General features: G+C 64.5%; 17 protein-coding genes. 15 read left to right on the plus strand and 2 right to left on the minus strand.

The window, feature by feature from the left end:
* The first annotated feature begins 309 nt into the window (after positions 1–309).
* The 6 genes from QZ281_RS03360 (at position 310) to QZ281_RS03385 (ending at position 6,251) form a co-directional block, all read left to right on the plus strand.
* Complete coding sequence (locus QZ281_RS03360) at positions 310–1,467, plus strand: aminotransferase (RefSeq protein WP_292224727.1); 1,158 nt, start codon at positions 310–312, stop codon at positions 1,465–1,467.
* 294 nt (positions 1,468–1,761) lie between these two features.
* Positions 1,762–2,769, plus strand: a complete 1,008-nt coding sequence (locus tag QZ281_RS03365; protein ID WP_292224729.1) for a cysteine synthase A — start codon at positions 1,762–1,764, stop codon at positions 2,767–2,769.
* Complete coding sequence (gene gcvA, locus QZ281_RS03370; RefSeq protein ID WP_292224730.1) at positions 2,766–3,707, plus strand: transcriptional regulator GcvA; 942 nt, start codon at positions 2,766–2,768, stop codon at positions 3,705–3,707. Before QZ281_RS03365 ends, gcvA begins: the two co-directional genes overlap by 4 nt.
* Before the next feature lie 88 nt (positions 3,708–3,795).
* Positions 3,796–4,785, plus strand: a complete 990-nt coding sequence (locus tag QZ281_RS03375) for an ATP-binding cassette domain-containing protein (RefSeq protein WP_292224733.1) — start codon at positions 3,796–3,798, stop codon at positions 4,783–4,785.
* Positions 4,785–5,441: a methionine ABC transporter permease gene (locus tag QZ281_RS03380; protein ID WP_292224736.1), complete on the plus strand. Its 657-nt coding sequence runs from the start codon at positions 4,785–4,787 to the stop codon at positions 5,439–5,441. The genes QZ281_RS03375 and QZ281_RS03380 overlap by 1 nt, the downstream gene beginning before the upstream one ends.
* 15 nt (positions 5,442–5,456) lie before the next feature.
* On the plus strand, positions 5,457–6,251 hold the full coding sequence (locus QZ281_RS03385) for a MetQ/NlpA family ABC transporter substrate-binding protein (protein WP_292224738.1): 795 nt from the start codon (positions 5,457–5,459) through the stop codon (positions 6,249–6,251).
* Positions 6,252–6,255: 4 nt separating this feature from the next.
* On the opposite strand, the gene QZ281_RS03390 is transcribed toward QZ281_RS03385, so the two are convergent.
* A complete protein-coding gene (locus tag QZ281_RS03390) occupies positions 6,256–7,143 on the minus strand; it encodes a LysR family transcriptional regulator (protein ID WP_292224740.1) in 888 nt (295 codons plus the stop codon).
* A 95-nt stretch (positions 7,144–7,238) separates the two neighbouring features.
* Between QZ281_RS03390 and QZ281_RS03395 the strand changes: the two genes are divergently transcribed.
* The 4 genes from QZ281_RS03395 (at position 7,239) to QZ281_RS03410 (ending at position 11,673) form a co-directional block, all read left to right on the plus strand.
* Positions 7,239–8,090, plus strand: a complete 852-nt coding sequence (locus QZ281_RS03395) for an N-acyl homoserine lactonase family protein (protein ID WP_292224741.1) — start codon at positions 7,239–7,241, stop codon at positions 8,088–8,090.
* 82 nt (positions 8,091–8,172) lie between these two features.
* Entirely contained in the window at positions 8,173–8,439 is a 267-nt protein-coding gene (locus QZ281_RS03400; RefSeq protein ID WP_292224742.1) for a hypothetical protein, read from the plus strand.
* Between the two features lie 249 nt (positions 8,440–8,688).
* Positions 8,689–11,310 carry a TonB-dependent receptor gene (locus QZ281_RS03405; protein WP_292224743.1) on the plus strand — a complete coding sequence of 874 codons (2,622 nt, stop codon included), beginning with the start codon at positions 8,689–8,691 and terminating at the stop codon, positions 11,308–11,310.
* 18 nt (positions 11,311–11,328) lie between these two features.
* Entirely contained in the window at positions 11,329–11,673 is a 345-nt protein-coding gene (locus tag QZ281_RS03410; protein ID WP_292224744.1) for an ArsC family reductase, read from the plus strand.
* 21 nt (positions 11,674–11,694) lie between these two features.
* On the opposite strand, the gene QZ281_RS03415 is transcribed toward QZ281_RS03410, so the two are convergent.
* Entirely contained in the window at positions 11,695–11,934 is a 240-nt protein-coding gene (locus QZ281_RS03415; protein WP_292224746.1) for a DUF2188 domain-containing protein, read from the minus strand.
* A gap of 198 nt (positions 11,935–12,132) precedes the next feature.
* On the opposite strand from QZ281_RS03415, the gene QZ281_RS03420 reads away from it, so the two are divergent.
* From QZ281_RS03420 to QZ281_RS03440, 5 genes are all read left to right on the plus strand, one after another.
* Positions 12,133–12,531: a DUF6249 domain-containing protein gene (locus QZ281_RS03420; protein WP_292224749.1), complete on the plus strand. Its 399-nt coding sequence runs from the start codon at positions 12,133–12,135 to the stop codon at positions 12,529–12,531.
* Between the two features lie 24 nt (positions 12,532–12,555).
* Complete coding sequence (locus QZ281_RS03425; protein WP_292224751.1) at positions 12,556–13,113, plus strand: sigma-70 family RNA polymerase sigma factor; 558 nt, start codon at positions 12,556–12,558, stop codon at positions 13,111–13,113.
* Entirely contained in the window at positions 13,103–13,510 is a 408-nt protein-coding gene (locus tag QZ281_RS03430) for a hypothetical protein (RefSeq protein ID WP_292224753.1), read from the plus strand. The genes QZ281_RS03425 and QZ281_RS03430 overlap by 11 nt, the downstream gene beginning before the upstream one ends.
* A 59-nt stretch (positions 13,511–13,569) precedes the next feature.
* Positions 13,570–14,406, plus strand: coding sequence for a 3-methyl-2-oxobutanoate hydroxymethyltransferase (gene panB, locus QZ281_RS03435; protein ID WP_292224756.1), 837 nt, complete (start codon positions 13,570–13,572; stop codon positions 14,404–14,406).
* A 78-nt stretch (positions 14,407–14,484) separates the two neighbouring features.
* Positions 14,485–15,234, plus strand: coding sequence for a tetratricopeptide repeat protein (locus tag QZ281_RS03440; RefSeq protein ID WP_292224758.1), 750 nt, complete (start codon positions 14,485–14,487; stop codon positions 15,232–15,234).
* The last annotated feature ends 14 nt before the right edge of the window (positions 15,235–15,248 follow it).

Below are 15,248 nucleotides of genomic sequence, written 5' to 3' on the forward strand. Positions count from 1 at the left end.
GACGAAAAGGTCAAGGCGACGGTGTCGGTCGAGCCGCTGGAGAACGTCAACGACATCTTCCAGCGCATGCACAAGGGTCAGATCGAGGGCCGCGTGGTCATGACGATCTGAGGACGACTGCGGCCTGGCGACGGTCAGCTTAGAAAAACCGTCGGGGCCGTGCCTATTTCTGAAAGGGCGATCCGACGAACCTGTGCCATGTACGGTTGTGTCATGTGATCCTCCCTTTGATCTGGGCCGCGCCTCCGGTGCGGCCCTTCTTTTTGTCCCGACTTGCCAAGCGGCCATGAAGCCGGTTCGGATGACGGCATGAGCCATCCTGTCTTCACCGACATGCCGACGACCGTGTTCGAGGTCATGTCCGGCCTTGCCCGCCAGTACGACGCCATCAATCTGGGGCAGGGGTTCCCTGATGCGCCGGGGCCGGAGGAACTGCGTCGTCTGGCGGCGGAGGCGGTGCTGAACGGCCCGAACCAGTATCCGCCGTCGCGGGGCCTGCCGGTCCTACGCGAAGCGGTGGTCGAGCATTATCGCCGTCTGCAGCAGGTCGATCTGTCGGTGGATGGGGTTGTGGTCACATCCGGTGCGACCGAGGCCATCGCCGCCACCCTGTTCGCCCATGTCAGTCCGGGTGACGAGGTGCTGATTTTCGAGCCGGCCTATGACGCCTATCGCCCGCTGATCCAGCGCGCGGGCGGGGTGGTGCGGGCGGTGACCTTGGCCGCGCCGACGTGGCGGCTGACGGAGGAGGCGATCGAGGCGGCGGTGACGCCTGCGACGCGGATGGTGCTGTTCAACAATCCGCTGAACCCGGCGGCGCGGGTGTTCGACGCCGAAGAGATCGCCGCACTGGCCCGCGTCTGTGTCCGCCACAACCTGATCGCTGTCAGTGACGAGGTGTGGGAGCACATCATCTTCGATGGACGCCCGCATCGCAGCCTGCTGGCCGCGCCGGGCATGGCGGAGCGCACCATCAAGATCGGCTCGGCAGGCAAGATGTTCGGCTTGACGGGATGGAAGGTCGGTTTCGTCTGCGGGGCGCCTGATCTGATCGCGCCGGTCGCCAAGGCGCACCAGTTCCTGACCTTCACCACGGCGCCAAATCTACAGACGGCGGTGGCGGCGGGGCTGGGCTGGAGTGCGGACTGGTTCAGGGCGCAGAGCGACGAGCTTGGCCGGTCGCGTGACCGACTGGGCGCGGCGCTGAAAGCCGAGGGCTATGCGGTGGCGCCCAGCGAAGGAACCTATTTCCTGTGCGTTGATCTGGCGGCCTCCGGCATCGACCTGTCGGATCAGGATTTCTGTCGGCGCGTCGTGGCCGAACACGGCGTGGCGGCGATTCCCTTGTCAGCCTTTGAGTCGGCGTCGGCCGCGCGAACCGTCGTCCGCCTGTGCTTCGCCAAGGCGGACGCTGTGCTGGATCAGGCGGCGGAACGGTTGGGCCGCGCGCGTCGGGCATTGATCTAGTTCAGAAAATCTGACCCGAGGGTCAGCCCTTCTGGCGTGTATCAAAGGCCGACGCTGGCTACAGAGGTGTGGCGCGCCTCCCCGCGCTCTTTCCCGAACTAAAGGCCGCATCTGCTATCCCCGGGTGCGGCCTTCTTGTTTTCTGTTTCGGAACAAGGGCGTTGACGATCATCGGGTGGGTGGTTGATAGATCGTCTGTACACAAGCTCTATCAATCGCTGTCAGCAAAGAACGTCTTCTCATTTTGTGTGAGAATTTCTATAAGGCGCAGCAGGCTTTTGAATCGGACCACCAATGCGCGCCGCCGCAGATATTCTGTCTCTCATCGGCAATACGCCGTTGATCCGTCTGAACGCAGCTTCGGCGGCGACGGGCTGTGACATCTACGGCAAGGCCGAGTTCCTGAACGCCGGTCAGTCGATCAAGGATCGCACGGCTCTGGGCCTGATTCAGGCGGCGCATGCGTCAGGAGAACTGAAACCGGGCGGCACGATCGTAGAGGGTACGGCGGGCAACACCGGCATCGGTCTGGCCATCGTCGGGGCCGCACTGGGGCACCCCGTCGTCATCGTCATGCCGCGCAGCCAGACCGAGGAAAAGAAGCAGGCGGTGCGGATGCACGGCGCGCGTCTGGTCGAGGTGGACCCCGCGCCCTTTTCCAGCCCGAACCATTTCGTCCACTTCTCGCGCCGTCTGGCCGCCCAGTTGAATGAAAGCGAACCGAACGGCGCCGTCTATGCCGACCAATTCGACAATCTGGCCAACCGCCAAACCCACTACGCCACCACAGGGCGTGAAATCTGGGAACAGACAGAAGGCCAGATCGACGGCTTCGTCTGCGCGGCGGGCACCGGTGGAACGCTGGCGGGGGTGTCGTCCTATCTGCGCGAGCAGAAGCCCGACATCGCCATCGCTCTGGCCGATCCGCCGGGAGCGGCCCTGCACAGCTGGTTCACGCGCGGGGTTCTGGAAAGCCACGGCTCCTCGGTGACCGAGGGGATCGGCGTCAACCGCATCACCCGCAATCTGGAAGGCCTGACGGTCGACCACGCCTGGCGGATCGAGGACGAGGAGGCGCTGGCCCTCCTGTTCGATCTGGTGCGCGAGGAGGGGCTGAGCCTTGGGCCGTCCAGCGGCGTCAACATCGCAGGCGCGATCCGTCTGGGGCGGACGCTGGGGCCGGGCAAGACCATCGTCACCGTCCTGTGTGATCCCGGCCAGAGATACGCCGGTAAAATCTATAATCCCGCCTTCCTGCGCACGCGCGGCATCGCGGTTCCGTCATGGCTGGAGGGCGCATGAGCCAGGACTCCGATCCCCGTAAACTGCCGCCGCTGAATGCGCTCAAGGCGTTCGAGGCCGCGGCCCGTCTGTCCAGCGTGTCGCTGGCCGCCAAGGAACTGAGCGTCACGCCCGGCGCCGTCAGTCAGCAGGTGCGCCTGCTGGAAGACCATGCCGGTGGTCCGCTGGTGCGGCGTGAGGCGGGCGGGCTGGTTCTGACTGAGCTGGGTGCGCGGTTGCAGCCGGTGCTGCGTGACGCGTTCGAGCATATGAAGCGCGCCGCCGACATCATCTATGGCCCGTCGCGGCGTCAGTCTTTGTCGATCAGCGTGCCGCCGTCGTTTGCCGTGCGTTGGCTGGTGCCGCGCATGGCGCGTTTCTCGGCCCAGCACCCCGAGATCGAGGTCTGGATTTCTGCGGACATGCAGTTGGCCGACATCGCAGGCGGGCGGGCCGATGTGGCCGTGCGCTATGGTCAGGGTGACTATCCCGGCGTGCGCACCGAGGTTCTGATCGAGGCAGGGGTGATCCCGATCTGCAGCCCCAGTCTGCTGCAGGGGCCAAAGGCGCTGCTGACGCCTGCGGACCTGATCCACCACACCCTGATCCATGTCGGTCGTTCGACGCTGGAGGAGCCGCGCCCCGACTGGTCCACCTGGTTGAACTCACGCAAGCTGGATCAGATCGACGCCACGCTTGGCCCGCGCTTCGACCAGACCGCCTTCGCCATCGAGGACGCGGTTCACGGTCGCGGGGTGGCGTTGGCGCCGCGCGCATTCGTCGCCGCTGATCTGGCGTCGGGGCGTTTGGCCGCGCCGTTCGCCGATGGCTATTTGGCGACAGACAACGCCTATCGCCTGTTGACCCGTCGCGGCGCCCTGCGGCCAGAGGCTCAGGCCTTTGTCGCCTGGCTTCGGGCCGAGGCGGCTGCGGACGCGGTTGTGAGGGATGAGCTTTAGACCGTACTTGCGCCGCACGCCGCCATCACACTAGACCGCGCGTCCGGCCCAGCCGTTCTTGTTCAGGACCAGCCATGAACCGTCTGCCATGATCCGTCTTGAGGGTGTCACCCGCCAATTCCGCAGCAATGCAGGCGTTCGCACGGCGCTGGACAATGTCGACCTGACCGTTGCGGCGGGCGAGGTCTTCGGCGTGGTCGGTCGTTCTGGTGCGGGCAAGTCCACGCTGGTGCGGACCATCAACCTGCTTGAACGGCCTGATGCGGGCCGTGTGTTTGTGGCGGATCAGGAGCTGACGGGTCTGAAGCCCGCCGCGCTGCGCGCCGCGCGCCGCCGCATCGGCATGATCTTCCAGCACTTCAACCTGCTGCACAGCCGCACGATCCGCGACAACATCGCCCTGCCTCTGGTGCTGGAAGGCCGGTCGCGCGCCGAGATCGCTCGCCGTGTCGATGAATTGATCGAACGGCTGGGTCTGGCCGAGCACGCCCGCAAATATCCGTCCCAACTGTCCGGCGGCCAGAAGCAGCGCGTCGGCATCGCCCGCGCCCTGACCAGCGAGCCGTCGATCCTGCTGTGCGACGAGGCGACCAGTGCGTTGGACCCCGAAACGACCGAGGACATTCTGGCCCTGCTGGATTCGCTGAACCGTGAACTGGGCCTGACGCTTGTGCTGATCACCCACGAGATGGAGGTGGTGCGCCGCGTCTGTGACCGGGTGGCGGTGATGCAGGATGGGCGGATCGTCGAGACGGGGGCGACCGCCGACGTCTTCCTGAAGCCGCAGACCGCTGCGACCCGCAGTCTGCTGGCCGAGGGCGAATCCCACACCGCTGCGCCGCGCCCGACCGGCGGCATGGTGGCGCGTCTGGTGTTCCGGGGGCAGGGGACGTTCGATCCTGTTCTCAGCCGCATCTCGCGTGAGACTGGCGTTGATCACGCCATTCTGGCCGGACGCATCGGCCGTTTTCGTGACCAGCCTTATGGCCAGTTGGAGATCGCCTTCCAGGGCGAGCAGACGGAACTGGCGATCACCCGTCTGCGGGCTGAGGGTGTCGAAGTAGAGGTCCTGTCCTGATGTTCGCCAATATTGACTGGGCCACGATCGCCGAAGCCACACGCGACACAATGCTGATGCTGTTCGCGTCGCTGGCCATCACTGTCATTCTGGGGCTTCCGCTCGGGGTTGCCCTGTATGCGACGGGCAAGGGGCGGATTCTGGAGAACCGCATCCTCAATCTGGTGCTGTCCTTCACCGTCAATGTGCTGCGGTCGGTGCCGTTCATCATCCTGCTGATCGTCATGCTGCCGGTGACGGTGCTGCTGGTCGGCACGTCGCTGGGCGTGGCGGGGGCCATTCCGCCGCTGGTCGTCGGCGCAGCGCCCTTCTATGCGCGTCTGGTCGAGACGGCCCTGCGCGAGGTTGAGCGCGGCATGATTGAGGCGACGCAGGCGATGGGCGGCACGACCTGGCAGATCGTCACCCGCGTCCTGCTGCCAGAGGCTCTTCCGGGCATTCTGGCTGGGGCCACGGTCACCGCGATTGCTCTGGTCGGCTATACGGCCATGGCGGGGGTTGTCGGGGCAGGGGGGCTGGGCGATCTGGCCATCCGCTTCGGCTATCAGCGCTTCCAGACCGACGTCATGGTGGTGACGGTAGTTCTGCTTTTGATAATCGTACAAATTCTGCAGGTGCTCGGCGACCGTTGGGTCGCTAGGGTTTCGCACCGCTAAGCTGAAGGGTTCGCCATGCTGCGCCGCACTGTTCTTCTGTCTGCTCTTGCCCTGACGCTGGCCGCCTGCGGTCAGTCCAAGCCTGCTGGCGAAGGCCCGCTGAAGGTCGGCGCCACCGCCGTGCCGCACGCCGAGATTCTGGAGCAGGTGAAGCCGATCCTGGCTGATGAGGGCATCGACCTGCAGATCGTGGTCTTCAACGACTACGTCCAGCCGAACACCCAACTGGCCGAGGGGCGTCTGGACGCCAACTATTTCCAGACCAAGCCTTATCTGGACGAGTTCAACAAGGCGCGCGGGGCCAATCTGGTGACCGTGGCGGGCGTGCATGTCGAGCCGCTGGGCGCCTATTCGCGTCGCTACAAGTCGCTGGCTGAACTGCCGGCGGGCGGCGAGATCGCCCTGCCGAACGACGCCTCCAACACCGGGCGTTCGTTGCTGTTGCTGCAGAAGGCCGGTCTGATCGCCCTGCGCAAGGGTCAGGATCCGCTTCAGACCGTCGCCGACATTTCCGGCAACCCCAAGGGCTTCAAGTTCCGCGAGCTGGAGGCCGCCACCCTGCCGCGCGTGCTGGATCAGGTGGCTCTGGCGGTGATCAACACCAACTATGCGCTGGACGCCCAACTCAGCCCGCGCAACGACGCGCTGGCGCTGGAAGACGGCGACAGCCCCTATGTGAACTATCTGGTGACGCGCCCGGACAACCGCGATGATCCGCGCATCAAGGCCCTGACCGCCGCCCTGACCAGCCAGCAGATCAAGGACTATATCAACCGCACCTATGAAGGCGCGGTCGTCCCGGCCAAGTGATGATCTAGCGCGCCGCCGACCAGTCAAAGTCGATCGGCGCGCGGAACTCTGACGCCGCAAAGGTCTCTGTCAGCCAGGCCATCGTCGCCTGGACGGCGGGGGCCTTTCGCACTTCTTCGTGGACAACCAGCCAGATGCCGCGTGGGGGCGCTGCGACACCGACGTCCACGCGCACAAGGTCTGTATGCCCGGTCATGAAGACGGGCAGGGCGGCGACGCCCAGTCCTGCACGAACGGCGTTGATCTGGGTGTGGATGTCGCTGCTCCGCATCGAAACAGGCCGCCCATCAGCATAGTTGGCCAGCCAGACCTGATGCGGCAGATGCGCCAGATCGTCGTCGGCCAGAACGAACCGCCAGTGTTTCGGAGACGTCGTTGCGACCGACGGTGCGGCGTACAGGCCTAACTGCATGACGCCCAGTCGCCGTGCGATCTGGGCTGGACCATCGGGCTGGACCAGACGTATCGCCAGATCCGTCTCGCCACGTTCCAGTGAACTCATCATCGGTGTGGCCTTCAGGGTCACCGTCAGGCCGGGGTAGAGGGTGCTGAACCCCGTCAGTCGTTCGGCAAGAAAGTCGCTGGCCAGAGCGGGCGGCAGGCTGATGCGGACGTTCCCGGTCAGGTCGTTCTCGAAGGCACGGGCGCGACGCGTGACGGCCTGAGCGGTCTGTTCCATCTCACGGGCCAGGGCGGCGATGGCTTCGCCTTGTGGTGTCAGGATTGTATTACGCGGCAGGCGCGTCACCAGGGTCACGCCGAGTTCGGCCTCCAGTGTGGCTACCCTGCGTCCGATGGTGGCGTGATTGACCTTCAACGCCCGTGCCGCGCCTGACAGCGATCCGGTGCGCGCCAGAACTTCGAAAATGCGCAGATCGTCCCAGTCGAGCATCTGATCATTATTGCACAGATGGTGTGCGTATTGGCCGACTTTTCACGCAGGTGGGCGACATCCACATCGAAGGCTCACCAATAGGAGCTGTCCCTGTGACCCGGTTCGCCATTCTCGCCGCCGCCATCGCGGTTGTCTTCACCAGTGCGTCGACGGCAATGGCGCAACCCGCCCCGCCGACCGAGCCGTTGCGCCTTTACGCGCTGGACTGCGGAACCTTGTCGTTGGACGACATGGCCTCCTTTTCCGACACGGGCGAACATGCGGGTGAGCGCGGCGTGATGACGGTGCCGTGTTTCCTGATCCGCCATGGATCGGAATGGCTGTTGTGGGACACAGGACTGGGTGATCGGCTTGCGACGATCCCAGGCGGCATCAATCAGTTCGGTGGTCAGTGGACAGTAGGGCGGACGCTGGTTTCGCAACTGGAGGGGATGGGCCTGAAGCCGTCCGACATCACCTATGTCGCCCTGTCGCACACCCATGCGGACCATTCAGGCAACGCAGATCTGTTTCCCGCCGCGACCTGGATTATGGACCCGTTGGAGCTTGCAGGCCTGCATTCCGAGCCCGCCCCGTTGGGGGTCATTCCGGGTCTGCTGAAGGTGCTGGATCACGCCGCAATCCGTAGTTTCGATGGGGACGCCGATGTGTTTGGCGACGGCAGTGTGATGATCCTGAAGACGCCCGGCCATACGCCTGGTCACAAATCGTTGTTGATCCGGTTGAAGACTGCTGGCCCCATCCTTTTGACCGGTGATCTGTACCACACGCGTGAGAACCGGGCTTATCATAGGGTGCCGTCGGTGAACGTCAGCCGTGCCGATACGCTGGCGTCGTTCGGGCGGTTTGATGGCGTGGCGGCGCATGAGAATGCGCGGGTGATCGTCCAGCACTCAACTGAAGATATCGCCACTCTTCCTGCCGCCCCTTTCTGGCTTGAATAGCGCTGCTCTGCACAAAAGGGTTGTGTGACGCAAAAACGCCGTGTCTGACCTCTAGGCGAAGCGTTCAAGTAGAGGAGCTTACATGGCTGCGATTCCAGATCACCCGAACGACGATGGCTCATGGTCGCGTCTGGAGGGCCGCGAAGGCTTTGCATTGTGGCGCCGTCAGCGCATGACCTTTGCGCCGATCACGATGTTCTATGTCGTTGCACCCCCTCGGCAGTCCGAGATCATCTATGACGAGGAAAAGGCCCGCGCTCGGTACGATCAGTTGATCGAACAGGCCGAAGCGGCGGACGCCGCCCGCCGGGCCGCCGCCGCGCAGGTCGCGCCGGAAGGCAAGCTCTAAGACTTCTGAAAACCCATCCTGCCAGACGGCAGGGTGGGTTTTTCTTGCGGCGTGAGGCCTGGCCCGCTGCAAATCCCATCCATTCAAGTCTGGTGTCGCCCCTGCGTTAAGCGGGGCGTGCATTCGTGTGTCCGGGTTTGGGACGGGCGTGGACCTGTCGTGTCTCAATTTGCAAAATTGCAAAATTACACTTTCGCAAAATGGCGACGCTGGCTAGAAGCCGCCGACCAATCGCGGGGAGTAGTGAATATGGCGCGGCGCACAGTCTTGATGGCGACGGCAGGTCTGGCATGGATGGCCGGTGTAACCGGCGTTCAGGCGCAGGATGCGACGGCCCGCGTGGACGATATCGTCGTCACCGGATCGCGTATCGCAGGCGGCGACCGCATCGCTCCGGTGGCGACTGTGGACCGTGAGACGCTGGCGGCGGCGGGTGTGTCCGACACGTCGGAACTGCTGCGCCTGATCACCGCCAACTCTGGCTCCGAGGCGCGGGTCGATCAGTTGAACCAACCGCAAAGCTCCGGCACGGCCCAGTTCAATCTGCGCAATCTTGGCCTGGGTTCGACCCTGGTTCTGGTCGACGGCCAGCGCTGGACCAGCAGCGCGGTGGTCGCCACAGACGGCTCGGCCTTCGTCGACATCAACTCGCTGGTTCCGATGATCGCGCTGAAGCGGATCGAGGTGGTCAAGGATGGGGCGTCCGCCGTCTATGGCTCTGACGCCGTTGCAGGCGTGGTCAACTTCATCACACGCCACGATGTGACCCGGCCTGAAATCAGCGCCAAATACGCCGTCGCGGACGGGTCGGAAGAAAGCGTCATCGAGGCCATCGGCGGGTTCAAACTGCTGGGCGGCGACCTGACGCTGGCGGCGTCGCATTTCCACCGTTCGGCCCTGGGTTCGGACGAGCGCGGCTTCACTCAGGCCGAGCGTTATGGCCGCGCCGCCTGGACCGCCGTGACCAGCTATGGCCAGCCGGGATCCTATTTCCGGCCTAGCAAGAACGCCTATGCGCCAGACCCGGACTGCGGCAATCCGACCTTTGGCAAGTCCTACAAGAACTCGGCGTCGGACACCTTCTGCCGTCTGGACTATTCCGACTTCTTCGACCTGATCCCGGAAGAGACGCGCACGCAGGTGTTCGCCGATTACCGCCGTCCGGTGGGCGATATGAACCTGTCTCTTCAGGCGGCCTTCTCCTCGACCGAGACCGAGGCGCGGCTGACGCCGTCCCTGCCAATTCTGGCGCAGGCCCTGACGGTGCCCGGATCGCACCCGGACAATCCCTTCGGCGAGGACGTGCTGTTCCGCGGGCGTTTGTTGGGTGCAGAGGCCGGGGCCATGCGGTCGCAGTTTGAGTACCAGACCTGGCGTCTGGCTGCGGGGCTGGACGGCGTCTTCGCCAATGGCTGGACCTGGAATCTGGCCGCCACCGCCAGCCGCCAGCACGTCGCCTATGACAAGCCGGACGTGATCGGCAGTGCGCTTCAGAACGCTCTCAAAGGACTGGGCGGCGCAGGGTGCAATCCGGCGACGGGAACGCCCGGCGTGGGTGGATGCCAGTATTTCAACCCGTTCGGCAGCGCTTATCTGGGCACGGGAACTCGCAACAGCGAGGCCCTGATCGGCAGTCTGACCGGCAATGTCGGCCTGCGCGGCGCATCCGGCCTGATTACGCTGGAAGCCTCGACCGGCGGTCAGGCGTATGCGTGGGATGGCGGTTCGGTCGATGTCGCACTTGGCGCCCAGTATCGCCGCAGCACCTTCCGTCATGACTGGAGCGATCTGGCCAACTCGGGCGATCTTCTGACCTCGGGCTATTCGCCTGACTTCTCTGGCGATCAGGAGGCTCTGGCCGCCTTCGCCGAGGCGCGCATCCATCTGGGCGACCGGATCGAAGGCCAACTGGCGGGGCGTTACGAAACCTATGACGGCGATCAGGGCCGGTTCAGTCCCAAGGCGGCGATCCGCTGGGACGTGACGGATACGCTGGCTCTGCGGGCTTCATGGGGGCAGGGGTTCCGTGCGCCGTCCGTCTATGCCCTGTCGGGCGCACAGGCGTCGCAGCCGTCGGTGTTTGACCGAGGCGCTTTCGTCTTCGTCAACACCCTGACCTCGGGCCGTGCGGACCTGAAGCCCGAAAAATCTGAGAGCCTCAGCCTCGGCGCCCTGTGGCGTCCTGTTCAGGGGCTGGAGCTTGGGCTGGACGCCTGGCGCTTCGACTACACCGATCTGGTGGTCAAGGAATCGGCTCAGGCCGTCATCAATCAGGCGGCGGCCGATGCTGCGGCGGGCCTGAGCGGCACGGATGCCCAGAAGCGCGTGACCCGGGCGCCCAACGGCGCCCTGACCTTCGTCCAGCTCTATTTCAACAACGCCTCGTCGATAGAGACGCAAGGTCTCGACCTGTCGGCCCGCTATGGCCATGACGTGTGGGGCGGACGGGCGACGGCCTCTGCGACCTGGACCTATGTCGACAGCTACGACATCCGGTTGAGCGCGGGGGCGGCCTCGGTCTCGGGCGTCGGTTCGACCAATCTCAACAACATAGGCCGGTCCCTGCCGCGTAATCGCGGTGAGTTCGCACTGGGCTGGAGCAATGGCGCCAATGCGGTCACTGCGCTGGTCCACTATACGGCTGGGTACCAGAACGACCGCAGCGGCATCACCGATCCGAACATCGCCAGCCAGACGACGGCGGACCTGCTCTACACCCGCACCATCGGCGCTGATCTCGATCTGGCGCTGGGCGTGGTCAACATCACCGACGAAGACCCGCCGCTGGCCCAGTTCGCTCTTGGCTATGACCCCGTGGTCGCTGACCCGCGTGGGCGTGTGTTCAGCGTGGGGCTGACGAAGCGGTTCTGACGCGCTAGGGAGCCGTGCATGATCACCATGTACGGCATCCCCAACTGCGACACGGTCAAGAAGGCGCGCGTCTGGCTGGATCAGCACGGCGTCGACTACGTCTTCCATGACTACAAGAAGGCGGGCGCGGATGCGGGGCTGCTGGGGCAGTGGATCGACGAGCATGGCTGGGAGACGGTGCTGAACCGCGCCGGGACCACGTTCAAGAAACTGCCCGATGCGGACAGGGCGAACATCGACAAGGCCAAGGCCATCGCCTTGATGGTCGCTCAGCCGTCGATGATCAAACGGCCAGTTCTGGACCTGGGCGATCGGCGTCTGTTCGGGTTCAAGCCGGATGTCTACGCCGCCGCCTTTGCATAGGCGGAAAGATCGGGCTGGCGATCAGCCCTGAACTTCGGTCTCGGGCCGGTCGTGGCCGTCGGCGCTTTCAGTCACCCATTGCCCGCCAGCCGTTTCGTATTCGATGACGGCGTTCTGGTCTGGAACCTTCTGCTCGCGGGCGGCGCGCACGGCGGCGCCTCGGGCGGCATCATGGCTCGGGAATGTCTCCGAATAGGTGCCGTCGAGCGTATAGGCCCAGCCGCCGTCATGTTCGACGACGCGATAGGTGATATGGGCCATTGGGCGGCTCCTGATGATGAACGGGACGGCCCCGTCTGGATGCGTCGGAAACACATGAGATGCGGCTTAGGTTGCCATGGTTCGGACCTTACGAAGAATTCACGTAGGATTTCGCATCTGTAGGGCCGGGTCGCAGCCTCTTGTGATCAGAAGGCCGCCGCAGCAGGCTGGCCGCAAGGGTTCAAGAGGGTACGCACCATGGAAGAGTTTATTCCGATCTTCGCCATTTTCGCCGTGTTCGGCACGATCACGGCCATCGTCTTTGGCCCCATCTTCCTGAAGTACCGCGAGAAGCGCGACATGCAGGAGACGATCCGTCACGGCGTGGACAAGGGCCAGCCTCTGCCGGCAGAACTGATCGACGCCATGACCAAGGACGTACAGAAGGCTCTGCCGTCACGCCTGAAGGACATTCGCCGGGGCATCATCTGGCTGGCTGTCGGCATCGGCATCGCTGCATTCAGCGTCGTCAACGAGTTGGGCGGTTCACGCTGGAACGGCAATCTGGATAACGGCCTGCTGGGCATCGCCTGCATCCCCGTGACCATTGGTCTTGCCTTCATCGTCCTGAGTTTCTTCAATCCGCACAAGGACTGACGGGAACCGGCAGGGGCAACCGTCATGAAGCAATCTCTTCGAGAGATGCACGACGTCGAACTGGCCGCTCAGGCGGCGGCCGGTGGTCGGCGGGAGTATGGGGAACTGGTCCGTCGGCATGGCTCGGCGGTCCGGGGTCTGCTGCGCCGCATGGGCGCCGTGCCGTCTCTGGCCGACGACGTGGCGCAGGACGCCTTCTTGCAGGGGTTCCAGCGTTGCTCGGAATTCCGGGGGCAGGGGACCTTCGCCGGATGGATCAAGAAGATCGCCGCGCGCCTGTATCTGAAACGCGTCGCGCGTGAGGCTCGCTATGTCGAGGAGGTCGAGACCGAAGACGCTCAGATCAGCGTCGATACGGCGGGCCTGATGGATCTGGACGAGGCCTTGAAGACCTTGAGTGAAACCGAACGGGTCTGCGTTACGCTCTGCCACGGCGCGGGGATGGCGCATCCGGAAATTGCGGCGGCCATGAATCTGCCGCTCGGAACGGTGAAATCCCATGTCAAACGTGGTCTGGATAAACTCCGCGCCCGGCTATCACCGGCGCAGGCATCTGGCGGGAGGTCGACCCATGTCGGTTGATGAGTACGATCCGATGATCGAACGGCTGTTCGCCAAGACGACGCCCTTGCCTGATGAGGCGCTGTTCGCTGCTGAGGTGGCGGTGCGGATGGAGAAGCGGTCGCGTTGGCGGGCGCTGGCCCTGACGTCGGCGGGCGTGATCGGGGGCGTCTTTGCGGTGCGTGAAGGCATGCGTTTCAACTTTGACGGCGCAGGCAATGACGCAACGACCGTGTCCCAAAGCGTTCGGGCCGTCGCCATCACGGCCCAGGGGGCGACCCAGAATGGTCTGGATGGTTTGGGCATCGGATCAATCGATCTGATGAGTGGTTCCGGCATGCTGGCCTTCTGGATTGTGGCGGGCGCTTTGTTCGCCCTTCTGGCGGCCGGTGCGGTGAAACTCTCACAGGACGTCTGAGCGTGACTCCACCGGCGGGTGCGCCTATCTGACCGCAGTTCAGTCAGGAGGCCCGTCGGATGTCCGCGCAAACCCAAGAGACCGTCAAACGCATCACGGTGCCGGAGATCGCCGCCCGCAAGCGTGGCGAGCCGATCGTCTGCCTGACCGCCTATGATGCGCCCACGGCCGGGCTGCTGGACCCGCACTGTGATGTGCTGTTGGTTGGCGACAGTCTGGGCATGGTGGTGCATGGCCTGCCCAACACCGTCAGCGTGACGCTGGACATGATGATCCTGCACGGTCAGGCGGTCATGCGCGGTTCGCGCCGGTCGCTGGTCGTGGTCGATCTGCCGTTCGGCTCTTACGAAGCCAGCAAGGAGGCCGCCTACGCCGCCAGTGTGCGCGTGATGCAGGAAACCGGTGCGCAGGCGGTGAAGCTGGAAACCGGCGTCGAGATGGCCGAGACGGTCGCCTTCCTGGTCAAGCGCGGCATTCCGGTCATGGGTCATATTGGTCTGCGTCCGCAGGCGGTGCTGGCCGAGGGCGGGTTCAAGGCCAAGGGCCGCACCGACGCCGAGCGCGAACGCGTCATGGCCGAGGCCGTCGCCATCAGCGAGGCGGGCGCCTTCTGCATCGTCATCGAAGGCGTCGCCGAATCACTGGCGCGCGAAATCACCGAGACAATCGACACCCCGACCATCGGCATCGGCGCATCTGCGGCCTGTGACGGTCAGGTTCTGGTGATCACGGACGTTTTGGGTGTTTTCGACTGGGCGCCCAAGTTTGTGCGCAAATATGCCGATCTGCGCACGGAAATTGACCGCGCGGCGGCTTCATTCGCCTCAGACGTCCGCGCCCGCCGTTTTCCTGCCGAAGTCGAGACCTACTTCTCGAAAAAACCGGCTTCGTCGTAATGGGTTCGTTGCGGGCGGGGAAACGACCCTCTAGGGTCCGGCTCGGTTTGCTTTAGAGAATTTTGGGGCTGCATATCCGTGGTTGATGTCTTCGAGCAGGTCGAGGAGGAGCTTCGCTCCGACCGTTACAAGCGCCTGGCCCGCACATGGCTGCCCGTTGCGGCGGTTGCTTTGGTCGTCGCACTGATCGGTGCGCTGGGTTGGTGGGGCTGGGACAGCTACAACACCAACCGCGCAGCCAAGGGCGCGGAAGCCTATGATCGCGGCATGGAAGCCCTGCGCGAAGAAAAGCCCATGGACGCCCGCGTCGCCTTCGAAGAGGCGGTGAATGTCGGCAATGGCGCCTACAAGTCCCTGGCCCTGCAGCAACAGGCCGGTCTGGCCGTCAGCGCCAACAAGTTCCCCGACGCCGTTCGTCTGTTCGATGAAGCGGCCAAGGCGTCGAAAGACCCGATCCTGTCGGACCCGCCCGCCCTGAAGGCCGCCTTCCTGCTGATGGACACGGCGCCGCTGGACGAGATTGAAAAGCGCCTGACGCCGCTGACGGACGACAAGCGTCCGCTGCACGCCTTCGCTCAGGAAGCCCTGGCTCTGGCCCGCCTGCAGCACGGCAAGGTCAAGGAGGCCCGCGAGGCTTTCGTCCTGCTGCAACTGGGGCAGAACGTGTCTGACGACGTTCGCCAACGCGCCAGCGCCGCCATCGAAGCGATTGATGCTGGCACCGCAGGCAATCTGAAGGATATCATCGCAGCATCGGACAAGGCGCCTGCCGCCCCCGTCGCCGCCCCGACGCAGAGCCCGGCTCTGGTCGGCCCCGCCCAACAGTGACGACCATTTACAGG

Source organism: Brevundimonas sp. (genome assembly GCF_018608325.1).
GTDB lineage: Bacteria > Pseudomonadota > Alphaproteobacteria > Caulobacterales > Caulobacteraceae > Brevundimonas.